The sequence below is a fragment of the Streptomyces sp. NBC_01454 genome (genome assembly GCF_036227565.1).
GTDB lineage: Bacteria > Actinomycetota > Actinomycetes > Streptomycetales > Streptomycetaceae > Streptomyces.
The window spans coordinates 1,207,062-1,225,521 of the sequence record NZ_CP109460.1 but is presented as its reverse complement, the minus strand read 5'-3'; the positions used below and the strand labels follow the sequence as shown (position 1 = coordinate 1,225,521).

16 protein-coding genes and 1 tRNA gene are annotated in these 18,460 nt (G+C 72.7%); 12 read left to right on the top strand and 5 right to left on the bottom strand.

The window, feature by feature from the left end; genetic code table 11:
• The first annotated feature begins 221 nt into the window (after window positions 1–221).
• Window positions 222–1,439 carry an MBL fold metallo-hydrolase gene (locus OIU81_RS05240; protein WP_329144318.1) on the top strand — a complete coding sequence of 406 codons (1,218 nt, stop codon included), beginning with the start codon at window positions 222–224 and terminating at the stop codon, window positions 1,437–1,439.
• A gap of 85 nt (window positions 1,440–1,524) precedes the next feature.
• On the opposite strand, the gene OIU81_RS05235 is transcribed toward OIU81_RS05240, so the two are convergent.
• Complete coding sequence (locus tag OIU81_RS05235; protein WP_443074121.1) at window positions 1,525–2,109, bottom strand: TetR/AcrR family transcriptional regulator; 585 nt, start codon at window positions 2,107–2,109, stop codon at window positions 1,525–1,527.
• A 286-nt stretch (window positions 2,110–2,395) separates the two neighbouring features.
• On the opposite strand from OIU81_RS05235, the gene OIU81_RS05230 reads away from it, so the two are divergent.
• The gene (locus tag OIU81_RS05230) at window positions 2,396–3,589 is read left to right on the top strand and encodes an FAD-dependent oxidoreductase (protein WP_329144314.1); all 1,194 of its coding nucleotides are present in this window, start codon (window positions 2,396–2,398) and stop codon (window positions 3,587–3,589) included.
• Window positions 3,590–3,652: 63 nt separating this feature from the next.
• On the opposite strand, the gene OIU81_RS05225 is transcribed toward OIU81_RS05230, so the two are convergent.
• A complete protein-coding gene (locus tag OIU81_RS05225; protein ID WP_329144312.1) occupies window positions 3,653–4,297 on the bottom strand; it encodes a LysE family translocator in 645 nt (214 codons plus the stop codon).
• Between the two features lie 376 nt (window positions 4,298–4,673).
• On the opposite strand from OIU81_RS05225, the gene OIU81_RS05220 reads away from it, so the two are divergent.
• Genes OIU81_RS05220 through OIU81_RS05200 form a run of 5 tightly spaced genes read left to right on the top strand, consistent with a single transcriptional unit; the run spans window position 4,674 to window position 8,885 of the window.
• Window positions 4,674–6,845, top strand: a complete 2,172-nt coding sequence (locus tag OIU81_RS05220; RefSeq protein WP_329144310.1) for a sensor histidine kinase — start codon at window positions 4,674–4,676, stop codon at window positions 6,843–6,845.
• Window positions 6,835–7,284 (top strand): roadblock/LC7 domain-containing protein, encoded by a 450-nt coding sequence (locus OIU81_RS05215; RefSeq protein WP_329144308.1) that lies wholly within the window; start codon window positions 6,835–6,837, stop codon window positions 7,282–7,284. Before OIU81_RS05220 ends, OIU81_RS05215 begins: the two co-directional genes overlap by 11 nt.
• 2 nt (window positions 7,285–7,286) lie before the next feature.
• Window positions 7,287–7,685, top strand: coding sequence for a DUF742 domain-containing protein (locus tag OIU81_RS05210; protein WP_129250974.1), 399 nt, complete (start codon window positions 7,287–7,289; stop codon window positions 7,683–7,685).
• A complete protein-coding gene (locus tag OIU81_RS05205; protein ID WP_329144301.1) occupies window positions 7,663–8,283 on the top strand; it encodes a GTP-binding protein in 621 nt (206 codons plus the stop codon). The genes OIU81_RS05210 and OIU81_RS05205 overlap by 23 nt, the downstream gene beginning before the upstream one ends.
• Complete coding sequence (locus OIU81_RS05200) at window positions 8,280–8,885, top strand: GAF domain-containing protein (protein ID WP_329144299.1); 606 nt, start codon at window positions 8,280–8,282, stop codon at window positions 8,883–8,885. The genes OIU81_RS05205 and OIU81_RS05200 overlap by 4 nt, the downstream gene beginning before the upstream one ends.
• Window positions 8,886–9,004: 119 nt before the next feature.
• Here the strand turns inward: OIU81_RS05200 and OIU81_RS05195 are convergent, their stop codons facing one another.
• Together OIU81_RS05195 and OIU81_RS05190 are read right to left on the bottom strand one after the other, a co-directional pair.
• Window positions 9,005–10,324, bottom strand: a complete 1,320-nt coding sequence (locus tag OIU81_RS05195; RefSeq protein ID WP_329144297.1) for an acyl-CoA dehydrogenase family protein — start codon at window positions 10,322–10,324, stop codon at window positions 9,005–9,007.
• Between the two features lie 300 nt (window positions 10,325–10,624).
• The gene (locus OIU81_RS05190) at window positions 10,625–13,828 is read right to left on the bottom strand and encodes an amidohydrolase family protein (RefSeq protein ID WP_329144295.1); all 3,204 of its coding nucleotides are present in this window, start codon (window positions 13,826–13,828) and stop codon (window positions 10,625–10,627) included.
• Window positions 13,829–14,010: 182 nt separating this feature from the next.
• Between OIU81_RS05190 and OIU81_RS05185 the strand changes: the two genes are divergently transcribed.
• Window positions 14,011–14,934 carry an alpha/beta hydrolase gene (locus OIU81_RS05185; protein WP_329144293.1) on the top strand — a complete coding sequence of 308 codons (924 nt, stop codon included), beginning with the start codon at window positions 14,011–14,013 and terminating at the stop codon, window positions 14,932–14,934.
• Between the two features lie 87 nt (window positions 14,935–15,021).
• Here OIU81_RS05185 and OIU81_RS05180 read toward each other — a convergent pair whose 3' ends face one another.
• Window positions 15,022–15,315, bottom strand: a complete 294-nt coding sequence (locus tag OIU81_RS05180; RefSeq protein WP_189095771.1) for a YiaA/YiaB family inner membrane protein — start codon at window positions 15,313–15,315, stop codon at window positions 15,022–15,024.
• 164 nt (window positions 15,316–15,479) lie between these two features.
• Between OIU81_RS05180 and OIU81_RS05175 the strand changes: the two genes are divergently transcribed.
• The 4 genes from OIU81_RS05175 (at window position 15,480) to OIU81_RS05160 (ending at window position 18,394) form a co-directional block, all read left to right on the top strand.
• A tRNA-Pro gene (locus OIU81_RS05175) sits at window positions 15,480–15,553 on the top strand.
• 448 nt (window positions 15,554–16,001) lie between these two features.
• Window positions 16,002–16,490, top strand: a complete 489-nt coding sequence (locus OIU81_RS05170; protein ID WP_329144290.1) for a helix-turn-helix domain-containing protein — start codon at window positions 16,002–16,004, stop codon at window positions 16,488–16,490.
• A 79-nt stretch (window positions 16,491–16,569) separates the two neighbouring features.
• Entirely contained in the window at window positions 16,570–17,181 is a 612-nt protein-coding gene (locus OIU81_RS05165) for a hypothetical protein (RefSeq protein ID WP_329154899.1), read from the top strand.
• Entirely contained in the window at window positions 17,174–18,394 is a 1,221-nt protein-coding gene (locus OIU81_RS05160; protein ID WP_329144288.1) for an MAB_1171c family putative transporter, read from the top strand. Before OIU81_RS05165 ends, OIU81_RS05160 begins: the two co-directional genes overlap by 8 nt.
• Window positions 18,395–18,460 lie beyond the last annotated feature (66 nt).

Here is an 18,460-nt window from a genome sequence, read left to right as displayed (position 1 = left end):
ATGCCCCTACCGGGAGGCGCCGCGGCCGCCCTTGGCAAAATCACCTCCGATCCCCGGAATGTCACAGCCGGTCGCGCGGTTTGACTCAGAGGGTGATGGTGTGGAGTCCGGGTGTCGTGGTGCGGAAGCCGTACGACGGCGCCGAGTGGCGCGGTGTGCCGGAACCTGCCGCTTACGGGCGGCCCGTATCACTACGCGTTCGCCCTGACCATGGAGGTGCCGTGACCGGTTCCCGTCCCCGCCGTGCTGGCCTTTCCGCGCTGCGCCCCGCGAGCTTCGGCATCGAACCCACGGGAGAGCGCCTGGCCAGGATGCGCAGATCGCCACAGTTCGTGGACGGCCAGTTCCGTAATCCGGCGCCGACCGGACGGCCGCCCAAGGGCGCCGCGCTGGAGATGGCGCGGGCGCAGTTGAGCCGGGAGGGACGGCTGCGCCGGGCGCCGGTCGGCCCGATTCCGGTGCACCGCCCGACCGCCGAGGACTGGGGGCAGCCGCCGGCTTCCGGGCTGCGGCTCACCTGGATGGGGCATTCGAGCGTGCTGGCCGAGATCGACGGCCGGCGGGTGCTCTTCGACCCGGTCTGGGGGGAGCGCTGCTCGCCGTTCGACTGGGCCGGCCCCAAGCGGCTGCACCCGGTCCCCGTCGGGCTGGACGAGCTGCCGCCGGTCGACGTCGTGGTGATCTCGCACGACCACTACGACCATCTGGACATGCCGACGGTCCAGGGGCTGACCGGCACCGGCGCGGCTTTCGTGGTACCGCTCGGTATCGGCGCCGACCTGGAGTTCTGGGGCGTGCCGGCGGAGCGGATCACCGAGCTCGACTGGCACGAGTCCACCCGCGTCGGCGGGCTGACCCTCACGGCCACCCCCGCGCAGCACTTCTGCGGCCGCGGGCTGCGCGGCCCGCAGCACACCCTGTGGTCGTCCTGGGTGGTCGCCGGGCCCGACCACCGGATCTTCCACAGCGGCGACACCGGCTACTTCTCCGGCTTCGCGGAGATCGGCGCGGCGCACGGCCCGTTCGACGCCACGATGATCCAGATCGGCGCGTACAGCGATTTCTGGCCCAGGAACCACGCCTCCGACACCCGGCACCCGGGCATGTGGCCGGACATCCACATGAATCCCGAACAGGGCGTGCTCTCCCACCTCGACCTCCAGGGCGGTACGCCCGGCGGGGTGCTGCTGCCGATCCACTGGGGCACGTTCAACCTGGCGCTGCACCCCTGGGCGGAGCCCGCCGACTGGACGCTGACCGCTGCCCGCAAGGCCGGCGTCAGCACCGTGCACCCGAGGCCGGGCGAGCCCTTCGAGCCTGCCGATCCGCCGGCCGTCTACCCGTGGTGGCGGGCGATCGCGGTACCGCCCGCCCATGGCTGGCCCGCCTGGCCCGCGGTGGTGTCCCCCACGGACGTGGACCTCGCTGCGGACCGCTGAGGCGGGGGACCCGGCGGCCGGCCGACGCGGCGCTCCGCGGGCCGGCCGCCCGTTTCGCTGAGCGCGCCCGCCCGCCCCGTGCTCCTCAAGTCCCCTGGCCCGTGCCCCGGGTGGGGCCGGGCCAGCCGTGTTCGAGGAGGGCGAAGGCGGCTTCGAGGGTGGTGCGGGGATCGTCCCGGCCGTGGGTGAGGGCGACCGATTCCAGGGCGAAGTGGGCGAGCGCGGCGCAGGCGGGGTCGTCCTGGGGGGCGCCGGTCTCGTCGGCGATCGCCTCCGTGAGGGCGGCCTCATGGCGCATCCACATGCGGTGGCCGTACTCGCGCAGCACCGGCGTGCTGAGAATGAGGTGCTTGTAGCGGGTGAATCCGGGGTCGGCCGCCTTGGGGAGGTGGGTGCGCAGGAGGTGGTCGAGCAGAGCGGCGGGGAGGGAGCGGCCGGTGGGCCGTTCGCGGACCGCGGCGACGAGGGCGGCCTGCTGGTCGGTGTCCTCGTCGAAGACCAGGGCCTCCTTGCTGGGGAAGTGCTTGAACAGCGTCGTGGTGGACACGTCGGCGGCCTCGGCCACGTCCTTGACGCTGACCTGGTCATAGCCGTGTTCGAGGAACAGGTTCAGGGCCGCGTCGGCCAGTGCCTGACGGGTGGCGGCCTTCTTGCGCTCGCGGCGCCCCACGGGCTTCGGTGTATCGCTCACCACCGCACTGTACCCACTTGTTGCCTCGCTCCGAAAGTTGACTCGTTGCACTTTTTTAGTGAGTGTGCTCTTCTGGGTAGGCCGGTGGCGGGGCGCAGTCCCGACCGGCATCACCCCTCGCCCTGACGGATCGAGCGAGGTGCTGCCCTGCCCACCCCGGATCCGGCGGCGACCGGTGCACCCGCACCGCCGTCCCCCTCGGATCCGGCGGCCCGGGTACCACCGACGCCCACCCACCGCACCGTCCCGACGCAACGGAGCCCTCATGAACGCCAATCCCACCCCCGCCCCCGCACCCCGCATCGCCGTCATCGGCGCCGGCCCCGGCGGCCTGACCTGCGCCCGCGTCCTGGAGCGGCACGGCATCGCGGTCACCGTCTACGAGCGCGACGCCTCCGCCGACGCCCGCGACCAGGGCGGCACCCTCGATCTGCATGCCGACTCCGGGCAGATCGCCCTCAAGGCGGCCGGCCTGCTCGACGAGTTCTTCGCGCTGGCCCGGCCGGAAGGGCAGGCCATGCGCGTCCTCAGCCGTCATGGCGAGGTCCTCGTCGACTACCGGCCCCCGGCCGGCGAGGACGCCGCTCCCGAGATCGACCGCGGACGGCTGCGCACACTCCTGGCCGACTCCCTCGCCCCCGGCACCGTCCGGTGGGGTCACGCCCTGCGCTCCGCCGCCGCCCGCCCGGACGGCACCCACCGCCTGACCTTCGACAACGGCACGACTGCCGATGCCGACCTCGTCATCGGCGCGGACGGGGCCTGGTCACGGGTGCGGCCGCTGGTCAGCGACGCCATGCCCGTCTACTCCGGAGTGACCTTCATCGAGGCCCACTTCGACCAGGTCGACACCGACCACCCCGACGTCGCCGCACTCGTCGGCGACGGGCACACCTTCGCCACCGGCGACCACAAGGGCCTGCTCGCGCAGCGCAACGGCAACCAGCATGTGCGCGCCTACATCGCCGTCCGTGAGGAGAGCGACGGCGGCCAGCCGGCCGGTATCCCCGGCGACACCGAGGCCGTACGCGCCGCCCTGCTGGAGAAGTTCACCGGCTGGGACGAGCGGCTCCGCATCCTGATCACCGACAACGACGGTCCCTACGTCCACCGCCCGCTGTTCGTCCTGCCCGCCCCGCACACCTGGCCGCACACCCCCGGCGTCACCCTGCTCGGCGACGCCGCCCATCTGATGGCGCCCTTCGGTGGCAACGGCGCCAATCTCGCCATGCTCGACGGCTGTGAACTCGCGCTGGCCCTTGTCCGCCACGACACCGTCGATGCGGCGGTCACCGCCTACGAGGAGGTCATGCTGCCCCGGGCGGCCGAGACCGGTGACGGCGCGGACGCCCTCGACCGGGTCTTCGGCCCCGGCGACCGCACCGCCGCCGACGTGCCCGACTTCGAGCGGGAGAAGGAGGAGTACCGGCGCGCCGCCGACGCCTACGGCAGCCGGTGATCCCGCCGCGCCGCCGGCTGCTGCGCACGGCGGCGCGAAGGGGCCGGCGGCAGGGCGTGGCGGTCAGTCCGCGCGGCCGGTGACCGCCACCGTCACACCCAGGCCGATCATGGCGAAGCCGCCGGCCCCGCCGATCATCGACAGCCGGCGCTCGGAGCGGGCGAACCAGCCGCGGGCCGCCGAGGCCGTCAGCCCCCACACGGTGTCGGTGATCAGGCCGATGCAGATCGGCACCAGGCCCAGGATCAGCATCTGGGCGGGCAGCCCGCCCGCCGACGGGTCCACGAACTGGGGGAGCACGGCGGCGAAGAAGACGATCCCCTTCGGGTTGGTGACGCCGACCAGGAGGCCGTCGGCGATCGTCCGCAGATCACCGCGAGCCGCCGGCCCGGACGCTTCCATGGCCCCCAGCTTCATGTCCTTGCGGTGCCGGAAGGCCTGGACGCCGAGGAAGACCAGGTAGGCCGCACCGGCCAGTTTCACGGCCACGAAGACCGCGGCGGACCGCTCCACCAGCGAGCCGAGACCCAGCGCGACCGCGGCCACCAGGAGGTAGGAGCCCAGCACATTGCCCAGGACGGTCGCCAGGGCCGTTCGCCGGCCGTGGGCCAGCGCCCGGCCGATCACGAACAGCACGCTGGGCCCCGGGATCACGATCACCAGCAGGGACATCGCCGCGAACGCCAGAATCCGGTCGGTACTCACCATGTCTCTCACCTCGGTGGCCATTGAATCAGCCGGACCCCGGACTCCGTCAGTTGTGGGCGGCGTGCGGCAACGGATGCCTCGCGGCCCGGTCCGCCGCCGGCCGGGCCGGGCCCGTCGTGCCGCGCGGACGCGGACACCGCCGTGAGCCCCCGGAGGCACGCTTCCGGAGGCAGTAACTCCGCCTCGCTGAACGGAAGTTCGGATTGTGTCGCACTGATGTGCGCGCTTCGCCCACTCAAGGAGGTGGCGAGGGGTAGCGAAAGCCCGAAGTGGCTCCGGACACTCCCCCCGTAACAACTAGCGTGCGTGCTCCGCGAACTGCCAACGGCCGATCCGGAGGGCGCCGATGCCTACCGCATTCCCCCAGGGGACCCAGATGTCCCAGGAGCCTGAGAGGTCCCCGGGACCCCACAGCTCCCCGGGGGCCGCTCCTGTCCCCACCTCTACCCGGCGGCGGGAGCGTGACGGCGGACGGCACGGCCGGGCCTCGTTCCCCGAGTCGGCCGCCGATGCGGCGATACGGTCCCGGCTGGTCAGGCTCGCCGCCGTGCCCTGTCTCCTCGTCGCCGTCGTCTGCACCGCCGTCGCCGCGTTCGTGGTGCAGGCCGGCGGTGCCCGGCTGACCGGGCGGGAAGGGGTGGTGCTGGCCGGCGGGCTCGCCCTGGTGTGCGTCATCGTGCTGACCGCGGCCGCCGCCGCCAACGCCGAGTCCCGCGCCGCCGTGGCCCGCTACGACCGGCTCCGCGAGGTCTGCGCCCGCAGCCAGTCCGACCTCTACGACCTGCTGGACCGGGTACGGCAGGGCGAATGGCTCCAGCGCCGCGAGCCGGACACATCCCCCGCGCCCACCGGCGACACCCTCGACCTGCTCGCCCATGAGGTCGCCGTCGCCGGCCGGGCCGCCGAGTCCGCCGTCATCGACGCGGTCGCCATCGCCCGCAGCAACGCCAGCGGCAGCGAGCAGAAGGTCGAGGTCTTCGTGAACCTCGCCCGCCGGCTGCAGTCCCTGGTCCACCGCGAGATCGAGCTGCTGGACGAGCTGGAGAACCAGGTCGAGGACCCGGACCTGCTGAAGGGCCTCTTCCACGTCGATCATCTGGCCACCCGCATCCGCCGGCACGCCGAGAACCTCGCCGTGCTCGGCGGCGCCATCTCGCGCCGCCAGTGGAGCCGCCCGGTGTCCATGACCGAGGTACTGCGCTCCTCGATCGCCGAGGTCGAGCAGTACCCGAGGATCAAGCTGGTGCCGCCGATCGAGGGCACCCTGCGCGGCCATGCCGTCGCCGACGTCATCCACCTGCTCGCCGAACTCGTCGAGAACGCCTCGATCTACTCCGCTCCGCAGACCCCGGTCCTGCTGCGCGCGCAGCTCGTCACCGCCGGTCTCGCGGTCGAGGTGGAGGACCGCGGACTGGGGATGTCGGCGGACGAGCAGAGCCGGATGAACGCGCTGCTGGCCGACCCCGAACACATCGATGTCGCCGAGCTGTTGAGCGACGGCCGCATCGGGCTGTTCGTGGTCTCCTCGCTCGCCCGGCGGCATGGCATCGTTGTCCGGCTGCAGAGCAACATCTACGGCGGCGTGCAGGCCGTCCTGATCGTGCCCCAGGGGCTGCTCGGCGCGGAACCGGCCGACGGGGAGAGCGGCGGGGCGGATGCGTCGCTCGCCGAATCCCCGGACACCGGGTTGGCGTTGGAGCACGACGGGGCATACGGCACCGGATACACCGACGACCGTGACACCGGCCCGGCGCGGCACGCGCGCCGCGACCGCTATGAGCCTCATGACCGGCACGACCTTCATGACCGGCACGAGTTTCATGACCGCCACGACCTTCCTGCCCGGCATGAGCTTCACGACCGTCATGCCGTTCCTGACGGGCCTGACGGTCCTGACCGTCGTGACCGCGGTGAGGCGGACGCCGGCGGCTCCTGGACCGTGGCCGTCCCCCGCCCCGCCCCGGCCCCGGACCACGCGCTCGACCTGTCGCCGCGCGGTTTCGACGACCGTACGGACGGGATTCCGGCCCCCGCCGCTGCCCCCGCCGAGCCCGGTCCCGACGCCGGCGCCGCCCGCCGCCGGCTCGTTCACGCCTCCGGCGTCCGCACCCCTGAAGTCCCCATGGCCGACGCCCAGTTGCCCGAGCCGCACCCCCGCGAGCTCGCCCCCGCCGACCGCCCGGCCGACCCCGGCCCGGTCGTGCTGCCGCCCGCGCCGCCGGCCGTGGACAACAGCGCCCGCCCCCGGCTGCCCCGGCGGCGCAAGCAGACCCATCTCGTCCCCGAGCTGCGCGGCGAGCCGATCCTGCCGTCCGCCACCCGCCGAACGGGCCCGGAGCCCGAGCACGACCCCGGCCTGATGGCGGCCTTCCGGCGCGGATTCAGCCTCGCCGACGACTGCTACGCCGGAGACACCGGCGAGCACCTCATCCCCCCGGCCCCGGGCGGCGACACCGCCGGCCCGGCCGGCGACGACCTTCTCTACGACCGTGACCACGACGCCCCGATGGCCCGCCCCCGAGGAGACGACCGCAACCATGGTGAGTGATGTGCGTGCGCAGACGCATTCGCAAGTGCAGGGAAGCCAGCACACCGACCTGTCCTGGCTGCTGACCGGGCTCGTACAGCGCGTGCCGCACGCCCGCAGCGCGCTCCTGCTGACCTCGGACGGCCTGGTCAAGGCCGCCCACGGCTTCGACCCGGACAGCGCCGACCACATGGCGGCCCTCTCCTCCGGCCTCTACTCCCTCGCCCGCAGCGCGGGGGTGCGCTTCGGGGAGGGCGACGACGTCCTGCAGGTCGTCGTCGAGCTGGAGTCCACCTTCCTGTTCGTCTCCACCGCCGGTTCGGGCGCCTGCCTGGCCGTCCTGGCCGGCCGGGAAGCCGATGTGGCGGTCCTGGGTTACGAGATGTCGATGCTGGTCAAGAGCGTCCGCCCGTACCTGTCCACGCCCGCCCGCCAACAGGCCCCCGCGGGTGGTCGATGACCATGGCCGTGCGTCGCCGACGGCGGCAGGGCGGGGAACCCTGGTACGACGACGCGGCGGGCCGGCTGGTCCGCCCGTACACCATCAGCAACGGCCGCACCCGTCCGACGGCGCACTTCGACCTGCTGACGATGGTGATGGCCACCGGCCGGCGGCCCGTCTCCTGCCAGGGCCCCGACTACGCCCAGGTGCTGGGGCTGTGCGGCGGGCCGGTCTCCGTGGCGGAGATCGCGGCCCACATACGGCTGCCCGCCGTGGTCACCAAGGTGCTCCTCGCCGACCTCGTCGACTGCGGGGCGCTCACCGCGCGGGCCCCCGCGGCCGTTTCGGCAGGGCCCGCGTCCCGTACCGACCGTGCCCTGCTGGAGGCGGTGTTGAATGGACTTCGCAAACGACTGTGACCTCCGGGCCCCGGGGGATCCCGCGGCCGATGTCTTCCCCACCGCGCTCAAGATCCTGATCGCGGGCGGCTTCGGCGTCGGCAAGACGACCTTCGTCGGAGCGGTCAGCGAGATCGAACCGCTCAGCACGGAAGAGCTCCTCACCCAGATCAGCGTCGGCACGGACGACCTGGCGGGTGTCGAGGACAAGAGCACCACCACCGTCGCCATGGACTTCGGCCGCATCACCCTCAGCCCCGCCCATCTGCTCTACCTCTTCGGGACGCCGGGGCAGCAGCGCTTCTGGTTCATGTGGGACGAGCTGTCCAACGGCGCGCTCGGCGCGGTGATCCTCGCCGACACCCGGCGGCTGGACCAGTGCTTCGGCGCCGTCGACTTCTTCGAGCGGCGCGGTATCCGCTTCATCGTCGCCGTCAACGAGTTCGACGGCGCCTACCACTACGCACCGGACGAGGTCCGCAGCGCCATGGACCTCTCCCCGGACGTCCCCGTCGTGCTCTGCGACGCCCGACGGAGCAGCTCGGCGACCCGCGTCCTGGTGGCGCTCGTCCAGCATCTGCTCACCCCCGCCCTCGCCGCGACCCCGGAGCTGCCATGAACCACCCCGCCTCCCGCGTTCCCTACATCTCCTACGACCCGACGCGGCATCTGCTGCTCACCCCGCAGGACGACGAGGCCCCCGCCCGCGTCGCCCGGCTGCGCGCCCTGGGGATCGGTGAATCCCCGCTGCCCGCGTTCGACGAGTTCGCCCGCAAGCTCGCCCGGACCACCCGCGCGCCGTACTCGATGGTCAACTTCATCGACGAGCGCCGGCAGTACTTCGCCGGTCTCTACACGCCCGACCAGGACCGGGCCGTCGAGTTGGGGCCGGCACCCGCCAGTGCCCAGCCGGGCCGGGTGATGGACCGGGACCACGGCTACTGCCCGCATGTCATCGTTCGCCGCAAGGCCCTGGTGCTGGAGGACGTCTGTGACTATCCGCGGTTCGCCGGCAACCCCGTCGTCGACGAGATCGGCATCCGCTCCTACCTCGGTGCGCCGCTGATCGACCGTACGGGGATGGCCCTGGGCACCGTCTGCGTCGTGGACCTCGAACCGCGCCCCTGGGGGCGGGAAGGGCTGGAGACCATCAAGGCGATGGCGGCCGAACTCGTCGAGCAGATCCACAGCATGGAGAGGCAGCACACCGACGCGCCCTGATCCGCCCGCTCCTCCCGGCCCCGGGCCCGGCGTACGGCCCTGTGCCGGACGGCCGGCCCGGGGCCGCCGCATGGGCTCCGGGCCGGTGGCGGCCGCGACTCGGGGACGCGGCCGGCCGCTCACTTCCGCCCGGTGCACCACGGGCGCCGGCGCGACCCTCCCGTGCGCTGAACCGGCACCGTGGCCGCGGCGTCCTCGCCCGGCACCGTTGCCGGCGGGTCCGCGGCGGGGTCGTCGTCCGGCCACTCCGAGGGCTCCAGCCGCAGCAGGTCCGCCAGGCGGCTGGACCACTCGCCGTGCGCCCGGCCCAGGGCCAGCTCGCCCAGGCGCAACAGCTGGATGTCGGAGGTGCCGGCCGGCGCGAAGATGTGATGGGCGTCCCGCAGAAAACGCTCGATCGGCCGGTCGGTGAACAGTCCGCACCCGGCATGGATGTCCATCGCATCGCGCGCCGACTCCAGCGCGGACTCCACATTGACCAGCTTGGCGTTCATCAACTCCGCGTCGCACGGCTGCCCTTGGTCGAGCAGATGCACCGCGTGATAGGCCGACAGCCGGGCCAGCAGCAGCCGTGACTGGATCCGTCCGAGCTTGAGCTTGACGGTGCTCAGATCGGCCAGTGGCTTGCCGTAGCGCTGCCGTTCGGCGCAGAACGCGGTCGTCTCGTCCAGCACCGCCTGGTGGATCCCCAGGGAGACGGCGGTGAGGTTCGGGCGTCCGTACAGCACGCTGGAGGAGTAGGCGACCGAGAGCCCGTCGCCCTCCCGGCCCAGCAGATTCGCGGCCGGGACCCGGCAGTTGTCGAAGAACAGCTCACCGAAGCTGAAGCCGTGCAGCCCCATCGCGGGCCGCTGCTCCCCGACCCGGAAGCCGGGGCTGTCGGACTCCACGAGGAAGGCCGACAGACCCCTGGAGCCCTCGCCGGTGCGCACCACCACGCCGTGCAGATCGCCGACATGGCTGTTGCCGACGTAGATCTTGCGGCCGTTGAGGAGGTAGTCGTCGCCGTCGCGGACCGCGGTGGAGGCCATGCCCAGTACATGGCTGCCGGACTGCGGTTCGGTGACGGCGATGGTCGGCAGGCAGTCGCCGGAGGCTATCGCGGGCAGCCAGGTCTTCTTCTGTTCCTCGCTGCCGAAGTGGACGATCTTCGCCACCCCCAGCTGGGACGCCTGCACCATGGCGCCCATCGCGGCGCTCACCCGGGACAGCTCCTCGATGATGAGGGTCTTGGCGACGTGCCCGGCTCCCATTCCGCCGTAGGCGCGGTGCACGGTGGCGCCTATCCACCCCTGACGGGCGATCAGACGCGAGAGATCGCGGCACACGGAACGGTTCTCCTCCATCTCCGCAATCCGGGGGCGGACCTCCCTTTCGGCGAAATCCCGCACCCGGCTGCGGAGTGCCTCGTGTCTCTGGTCCGTGAAATAGCCATGCAAGACGAGCCCCTCCTCCGCGATCTTCCCCGTGCTGGTCGCACCCCGCCTAGGGACGGCACCGTCGGCGCCGTCTGCAGTGAACGTTCCGGAACGTGAGCTATCGCTTACCCCGTGCAATACCCGTTGGCATACCTACTCCCGGCCGCATGAAACATCAACTGGTGACGTTCGGACGAAGAGTTGAAGTGCGGAGGGGAGGCGCACCACCCCTGGTTCGACGATGCCCGGGGCGGGTTCCGAGGGCTTCGGGAACCGCGCCACCCCACGCCTCCCCGGCCCCTCGCGGAGCGGTGCGGCGGCTCAGTGCGAGGCGTCGCAGCAGGACTCACGGCGCTGCTGCCGGCCCACCTCCAGCCAGTCGGTGCCACCGCCCGCCCGCAACGAGGGGTGGGCGGGCGCCGGGAAGGAGCCGGTCAGCTCCCGCTGCTCGAAGAGCCGCCCGCCGCGCAGCACCGCCGAGGTCCGCACCAGCGAGTCGAAGTCCTCGAACGGATCGCCGTCCACCACCGTCATGTCGCCGAGCTTGCCGGCCTCCAGCGTCCCCAGATCGCGCTCCGCGCCGAACACCCGGGCGGGCAGAGCGGTGGCGGTGCGCAGTGTCCGGGCCACCCCGAGACCGCCGCGGTGCAGCGCCCGCAGGCACAGATGCAGGCCCAGTCCCACCGGCACCAGCGGCTGGTCGGTCCCCAGGGCGACCAGACCGCCGCCGTCCAGCACCCGCCGGTAGAAGGCGACTTCGGTGGCGATGTCGGCCAGCTGGGCCGGGGTGGGGCGGTGCCCGGCGCTCTCCCGTACGACCGCGGTGTCCCAGGGCGGCATCAACCTTCCCACCCGTGGATCGTCGGCCAGCGCGGGATCGTCACCCAGCAGGGCGGCCGCCGAGAACGGCGTGGCCAGCAGGTGGAAGTCGGTGCCGGTGTAGATCTCCTCGACGTCCTGGTAGGCGTGCCCGGAGCCGGTCACCGCATGCCCGAACTCCAGTCGCTGGGTGGCCTGCAGATGGGTCGTCAGGTCCTGGCCGAGCTGCACGCCCGGGGTGAGCAGATGGCTCCCGCAGCGGACCTGGAGCCGCTGATGGGCGAAGCGTGCGGCCTCCTCCATGACCCAGCCCGGCGCCCGCACGTAGGTCTTGACGAAATCCCAGTCCAGTGCCGCACCGCGCTCCAGCGAGCGGCGCAGCCCCTCGCGGGTGCGGTGCGCCCGGCCCATGCTGTACGCGACCCGCCCGCCGTCCAGCAGCTCGCCGCAGGTCAGCAGCCGCGGCCCGGCGAGCACGCCGTCCGCGACGGCCTCCCGGATGCGGGCCTGTTCATAGGAGAAGCCGCCGCAGGAGACCGCGGTGGTGATGCCGTACGCGAGCTGCAGCGCGGTCTGCCGCCCGCCGTACGTCACCTGCCAGGGGTGGGTGTGCGCGTCCCACAGTCCGGGCAGCACGGTCTGCCCGGAGGCGTCCACCCGGCGGGCGGCCGCGGCCCGGTGGGGACGGTGCGGTTCCACGGCGGTGATCCGACCGTCCCGCACCACCACATCGACATCGGAGCGCACCTCCTCCCCGGTGCCGTCCCAGAACCGGCCCGCGTGGACGACCGTGTCCCGGGCCCGCGAGGGCTGCCGGGCGAGGGACAGCGGGACGGTCCGTGCCGCACCGCCGGCCACCCCGGTCAACCGCAGTTTCCCGGCCGACAGATACAGCAGCGTGCCGGAGTCGCCGGACCACGACGGGTGGTCGGCGCTCTCGTCGGTCAGCCGTCGCGGGGCACCGTCCGGCGTCCCGTCCGGCCGCACCGGCAGCACCCACAGCGCGGACTCGGCGATCACCGCCATCCAGCGTCCGTCGGGCGACCACACGGGCCCCGAGTCATGGCGGTCGGCGATCGAGACATGCTCGGCGACCGCATACCGCCGGTCCTTCCCGGTCTCGGTGTCGACGACCCGGATGATGTGGTAACCCTCGCGGAAACGGCGGTTGAGGCGGTTGCGGTCGCAGTACGCCAGATGGCGCCCGTCGGGGGACCAGCTGGGGCGGCCGGGCAGCCCGCCGGCGCCCAGCGGCGCGGCCAGCACCTTCTCCGTGCCGTCGGCCGGCGTCCGTACGACGAGGTTCCCCGACATGTCCAGCGCGGCCAGCCGCCCGCCGTCCGGCGACAGCGCGGGCAGCACCCGGCCGCCGGTGGCCAGCACCGTCTCCGTGCCGGTGGCCAGGTCCCGCCGGCGCACCGCGAACAGCCCGTCCCGGTCGTCCGTGTAGAGCAGCGCACGCCCGTCACGGGTCCAGCTCGGCGCCGAGACATAGCGGGTGGCATCGGCCCGGACCACCCTGCGCGCCGCACCGGAGCCCGAAGTGGGCGCGATCCACAGGGAGTTGAGCGCACCGAAGGCCACCTGGCGGCCGTCGGGGGAGAGCGCCGGCAGATGGACCCCGCGCACCGGGCCCGCCGTCGCCCGCTCGAAGCCGTAGTCCTTGACGCGGTGGCCCGGGCGGTCCAGCGGCAGGCGCGCGGTGAACGGGATGTGCTCGGTGTGCCGGGGCGCGTCGGCCCGGACGATGCGGAACTGCCCGCCGACCGTCAGCAGCAGCGCGTCGCGCGAGACCCAGCGCGGCGGTACCGGCTCCACATCGCCGTCGAGGGCGACCGGTGCGCCGTCCACCACCAGCGTGCAGGTCGGCCCCGGATAGTCCGTGGTCCGCAGATGGGCCAGCCGCCCCGCCGGGGACAGGGCCGGTGCCAGGACCTGGGCGGCCGCCGTCTCGGTGTACTCGGTGTGCGCCGGGCCGCGTCCGTCGGCCGGTACGGAGGCGACCGTACGGGACACCAGCGCCGCACCCGCCACCTGCCCGCGCACGAACCACAGCCGCGAGCCGTCCGGGGACCAGCACGGATCGAAGTCCTCCCAGGCGCCGTCCTGATGGGGCCCGTCCTGGCCGGGCAGCCCGGTGATCCGGGTCAGCAGTCCGGTGCGGACCTCCACCACCCACAGCCGGTAGGGGCTGCCCGCCACCGCGTCGCCGCCCCGTTCCGAGGCGAAGGCGATCCGGGTCCCGTCGGGCGACCAGGCGGGACCGCGGTCGTCCCACGGGCCGTCGGTCAGCTGCCGCAGGCCCGTGCCGTCGGTGCCGAGCGTCCACAGATGGAAGCCGCCGCCGCGGTAGGCGCAGACGGCGAGCGTGCGGCCGTCGGGGGAGTGCACCGGACGGGTGGGTTCCAGATCGGGCGGGGTCAGCGCCACCGCCTCGCCGCCGGCCCGCGGCAGCGACCACAGGACGTTCTGGATCTCGGCGATCAGCCGGTCGCCGGCGGGGGCGAGGGAGGCCGCGCCATTGGTGGCGGCCGTGAAGGACAGGGCGGCACCGGACGGGCCGGCCTCGTGCGCCGCCGCGCCGGGGGCGGCGACCCCGGCCAGCCCCGCCACCGCGGCGGCCGAGGCGGTGCCCCGCAGAAATCTGCGGCGGGACAGCGGAGAAGGGGGACGGGGGGAGTTCTCGGAACGGTCTGCGGTGTCCAACGATCCTCCTGCGAAGGGGGGTTGCGGCACAGGCGCCGGGAAACAGCCGGCTGATCGTGTCACGCGCCGCCGCGGCCGGGCCATCTCCGCCGCGCGCGTCCCATGGCGTACCCCCGCCCGGCGCGGAAGAGTGGGCGCCGAGACCCGTCAGCCACCGCACCGGCAGTTCAGGAGACGACGCCATGCAGGCCATGCAGCCAGCTGTCCACCAGGCCCCGGACGGCGCCCGGATCGCCACCTACACCTGGCTCCCGGAGTCCGGCCACCCGCGTGCCCTCGTCCAGATCGCCCACGGCGCCGCCGAACACGGCAGGCGCTACGACCGCTTCGCCCGCTTCCTGGCCGGCCACGGCTATGGCGTGATCGCCTCCGACCACCGGGGGCACGGCGCCACCGCCCCCTCCACCGGTGGCCGCGGGGTGGTCGGCGAGGACGCCTGGCGGGCGATCGTCAGCGACCTCAAGGGCATCGGCAACCACGCGGCCGCCGCCCACCCCGGCGTCCCCCTGGTGCTGCTCGGCCACAGCATGGGCTCGCTGCTGGCCCGTGACTACGCCCAGGAGTACGGCGCCGACCTCGCCGGACTGATCCTCACCGGCACCTTCCGGACCCTGCCCGGCCTGGACATCGAGGGGGCCGTGGCCGAACTGGAGGCGGAGGCCGCCGAGCACGGCCGCGGCGCGCTGTCGGCCTTCATCCCGCGCACCTTCCGCTCCTTCAACGACGCCTTCACCCACCGCACCGGCTACGAATGGCTCTCCCGCGACACCGCCGAGGTGGACGCCTACGTCGCCGACGAGGACTGCGGCTTCCCGTTCTGCGCCGGGCTGGCCCTCGACTGGGTACGCGCCATCCGCAAGATCAACGACCCGGACAACCTCGCCCGCATCCCGCGCGGACTGCCCGTCCATGTCGCCGTCGGCGCGCTGGACCCCTGCCACCAGGGGATGACCCTGGTCCATGAACTCCTGGAGGACTTCCGCTACCTGGGCACCCGCGATCTGACCTGGCAGGCTTACCCGGAGGCCCGCCACGAGATCCTCAACGAGACCCATCGCGACGAGGTCCAGGACGATCTGCTGGCCTGGCTCGACAAGCGCATCTGACCCGCAGGGGCCGGGCGGCGGGGCCGGAGCGGCGGCGCCCGGCCGCCGGCACCGGCGTCCCGCTCGTCGCCGCCCGTCCCCTGCGGGTCAGACCTTCCCCGGGTGGAAGACGTCCTGCTCGATGAGGATCTTGTCGATCCGGGCCTTGTCCACCCGGTTCGTCACCTCCGCGACCTCCTGGCGGTCGCGTACGCACTTGGCCAGCGTGAACGCCGAGGACACCACGAAGACCAGCCCGAGGGCGAGAAACCCGCGCTCCCAGGGCCCCACGGGCAGCCGGGTGATCCCGATCATCAGCGCCACCAGCGAGAGCCCGAAGGAGATCGCCGACTGCACGAAGAAGGCCGTGGTCGTCGGCCGCTGAATCGATGGAGTTGTCATGTGCGTAGCGTGGGGGCGCGGTGACAGCGGCGCATGAGTACGGGTACTCATCTCGCCGACCGGCCAGGTGGGGCCGCGCGCCTCGAAATGGCAGCACCCACCCTCTGACATGCGGTATTGTTCTCGTGCGCGGTCAGCCGGGACAACCCGGCCGGAACGGGCATCGGGACGTGGCGCAGCTTGGTAGCGCACTTGACTGGGGGTCAAGGGGTCGCAGGTTCAAATCCTGTCGTCCCGACTTGCTTTTCTGCAGGTCGGAGGTCGTTTCCCTGAGGGGAACGGCCTCTTTTGCATGTCCGCCCGCCGTGGTGCGGGAAGGGGAGTCGAGCCCGCGTGTGCCTCCGCGGTCCATCTGCCCGATTCGTCCGCCGACGACGGGCCGTCGGCGTCCGTGTCTTCGCGCGCAGGGCCGTGGCTGCCCCGGTCTCCGGTGTGCGCTTCCGGAAGGTGCGGATGAACTCCGCTCTCGGCGGTGTGGGTTGAGATGCGGTGCCGGCTGCCCGTCCGCCGGGTCGCCGTTGTTCACGCTCTGTATGACTGCACTGTCACTCAACTGCCGGTTAAGTCGATCGGCCCTTACTGTCTGTAAGTGGACTGGTGCACGGTGTTCCCGGCGTGACAAGATGAGGGTGGTAATTCCAGTGCCTTAACTGTTCGTTGGGCTCGATCGATGGGGGACGGTGGGCATGAGCGTGGGGGGCGACGGCCGATCCAAGGGGGCGGGCAGTGCGCTCGCGGAGCGGCTCAACCATCTCTTCGCGAACATGCACCCGCCCGGCGCCCCGTACACCAACGCCTTCGTGGCCGAGGAGATCAGCGGGGGAGCGGAGGAGTACGGCGGGGTCAAGGTGACCGAGCAGTATCTGTCGATGCTGCGCAACAGCAGGCGTACGAACCCGAGTCCGGAACTGCTGCGCGCGCTGGCCAAGTTCTTCGCGGTGCCGGTGGGCTATCTGCTGGGGGACCTCTCGCAGCCGCAGGCCGCGCGGGTGGAGGAGGAGGTGCGCTTCCTCGCCGCCATGCGCGATCAGCGGGTGCGCGCCATCGCACTGCGCTCCGTCGGGCTGCCGCCGGAGGTGCAGGACAGCCTGACGACGATCATCGGCCAGTTCCGGGAGCAGATGAATCTGCCGGCCGATCCGCCGGAGCAGGGCGGTGACCGGCGCGGTGAGTGAGTCGACACGGACCGCTGAGCGCGGCCAGATCTTCGCCACCTGGCAGCGGTCCGGACACGAGGACGGGACGAGCATGCGAGTGGGGCAGATACGCAGGCGGTGCAAGCAGCTGATCAAGGAGCTGGCACTGCCCGCCGCAATCGATCTGCGCGGGATGTGTGACATCGTCGCCGCGCGGGTGGCGCGGCCCGTCCACCTGGTGCCGATGAGCCTGGGCGGGGTGGTCTCCGGGATGACGGCCGTCACCGACGACGGCTACTGGGTCTTCTACGAGCTCAAGACCTCGCCGTGGCACCAGGCGCACATCGTGCTGCACGAACTGAGCCACCTCCTGCTGGGACACGCCCAGGATCCCTCGGTCACCGAGGACGCGCTGAAGCTGTGGACACCGTCCGTCGATGTCGCCACCGCCATGCGGCGGATGGGCCTGACCATGGGCTTCGCCCGGCATCACGGCTATGACAACCTCGCCGAGCGGGAGACCGAGGTGCTCGGCACGCTGCTGATGGAGCGGGTGGCGCCGTCCGCTGCCGAGCGTGAACTCCCTCTGGAGGGACAGGCGGCCGAGCTGGCGGCGGCGCTCGGGCCCGCACTCCAGCACATCCGGCGCCGGCAGGGGGTTCCGGCCGGCGGCGCGGGACCCGAGGGCGCCGGTGCGGACGCGGCCGGGGACGGGGGCTCGCGTGTTTGATGCCCTCTATCTGTCGTTCGGGCTGGCCGCCTGGGTGATCGTCGGATACAAATCCGTCGCGTGGTTCCGTGACCGCAGCAATGCGGATCTGGGGCTGGCCTGTGTGATGACCGGCGGGGTGGCCACGGTCTTCCTCTTCTCCGCGCCCAGCCTCTACCGCGCGTTCGATCGGCTGACCGGTGTGGCGAACCTCGCCATGGTCTTCCTCTACTCCTCCGTCGTGGTGTTCGCCGCGGGCGCCATGGTGTTGCTGCTGCGCTGGACGGCGGGGGAGGGGGCGGCCGGGAAGGCCCGTGCGCGGGCCAGGGCGCGGGTCGCCGTCGGGGGCGTGGCCGTGCTCTGGGCGGTGGCGATCGCCGGATTCCTCGCCGGCCGGCCGGACGCCGTCGAGCATCCCCGTGACTTCAGCACCGCGTACACCGACTCTCCTGGCGTGATGCTGTTCCTGGTGCTGTATCTGGCCATTTTCGGCTTCGCCTCGGCGGCCCTGGGGACGCTGTGCCCGCGCTACGCCGCCCGGCTCGGCGGCACGTATCTGGCGCGCGGTCTGCGGGTGCTGGCCGCGGGCTGCTGGCTGGGCCTCGTCTACTGCGCGTGCAAGGTCGTCGGGTTCGTCCTGTCCTGGGCGGGCCACCCGGCGCTGTGGCTCTCCAACGGAGTGGCCCCGCTGAGCGCCTCGGTCGCGGCCCTCATGGTCCTCGCCGGATTCGCCCTGCCGGCGGCAGGCCCGCGGGTCGCCGCCTGGCGCCGGCTGCGCCGCCTCTCCCCGCTCTGGCGGACCGTCACCGCGCAGACCCCGGAGGTGACGATGGAGACCTCGACGTGGTCCGTGCAATGGCCGTTCGCCGATCTGGAGTGGCGGGCCAACCGGCAGATGGCCGAGATCCGGGACGTGCAGCGCGGTATCCGGCGGCATGTGGAGTCCGACGCCGTCGATGTCGCCCGTGAGCGGGCCCGCGCGGTCGCCCTGGACGACCGGCAGCTGGCGGCCGTCGCCGAGGCCGCCGCGCTCCGCCGCGGTCTGGAGAACCGTGCGGTCGGTCATGTCCCCGAGCACGGCGCGGACAGTGTGGTGGTCTCCAGCGGCAGCGCACCGGCCGAACTCTCCGCGGAGTACGAACACTTGGCCCTGGTGGCGGATGTCTACCACTCGCCGCTGATCGACACCGTGCTCACCGAACTGCGCCAGCGCAGCGCGGTGGCGCGCAGTTGAGAAACACCCCCTGAGACGGGGTGGCCCGGGACGGGGGTCCGGGCCGCCCGTACCACCGAGGCGGCA

Coding starts and splice junctions, on each gene's coding strand:
- OIU81_RS05220 (WP_329144310.1), top strand. CDS start 4,674: ATGTCCCAGGAGCCTGAGAGGTCCCCGGGACCCCACAGCTCCCCGGGG.
- OIU81_RS05210 (WP_129250974.1), top strand. CDS start 7,287: ATGGCCGTGCGTCGCCGACGGCGGCAGGGCGGGGAACCCTGGTACGAC.
- OIU81_RS05185 (WP_329144293.1), top strand. CDS start 14,011: ATGCAGGCCATGCAGCCAGCTGTCCACCAGGCCCCGGACGGCGCCCGG.
- OIU81_RS05205 (WP_329144301.1), top strand. CDS start 7,663: ATGGACTTCGCAAACGACTGTGACCTCCGGGCCCCGGGGGATCCCGCG.
- OIU81_RS05200 (WP_329144299.1), top strand. CDS start 8,280: ATGAACCACCCCGCCTCCCGCGTTCCCTACATCTCCTACGACCCGACG.
- OIU81_RS05225 (WP_329144312.1), bottom strand. CDS start 4,297: ATGGTGAGTACCGACCGGATTCTGGCGTTCGCGGCGATGTCCCTGCTG.
- OIU81_RS05230 (WP_329144314.1), top strand. CDS start 2,396: ATGAACGCCAATCCCACCCCCGCCCCCGCACCCCGCATCGCCGTCATC.
- OIU81_RS05170 (WP_329144290.1), top strand. CDS start 16,002: ATGAGCGTGGGGGGCGACGGCCGATCCAAGGGGGCGGGCAGTGCGCTC.
- OIU81_RS05215 (WP_329144308.1), top strand. CDS start 6,835: ATGGTGAGTGATGTGCGTGCGCAGACGCATTCGCAAGTGCAGGGAAGC.
- OIU81_RS05180 (WP_189095771.1), bottom strand. CDS start 15,315: ATGACAACTCCATCGATTCAGCGGCCGACGACCACGGCCTTCTTCGTG.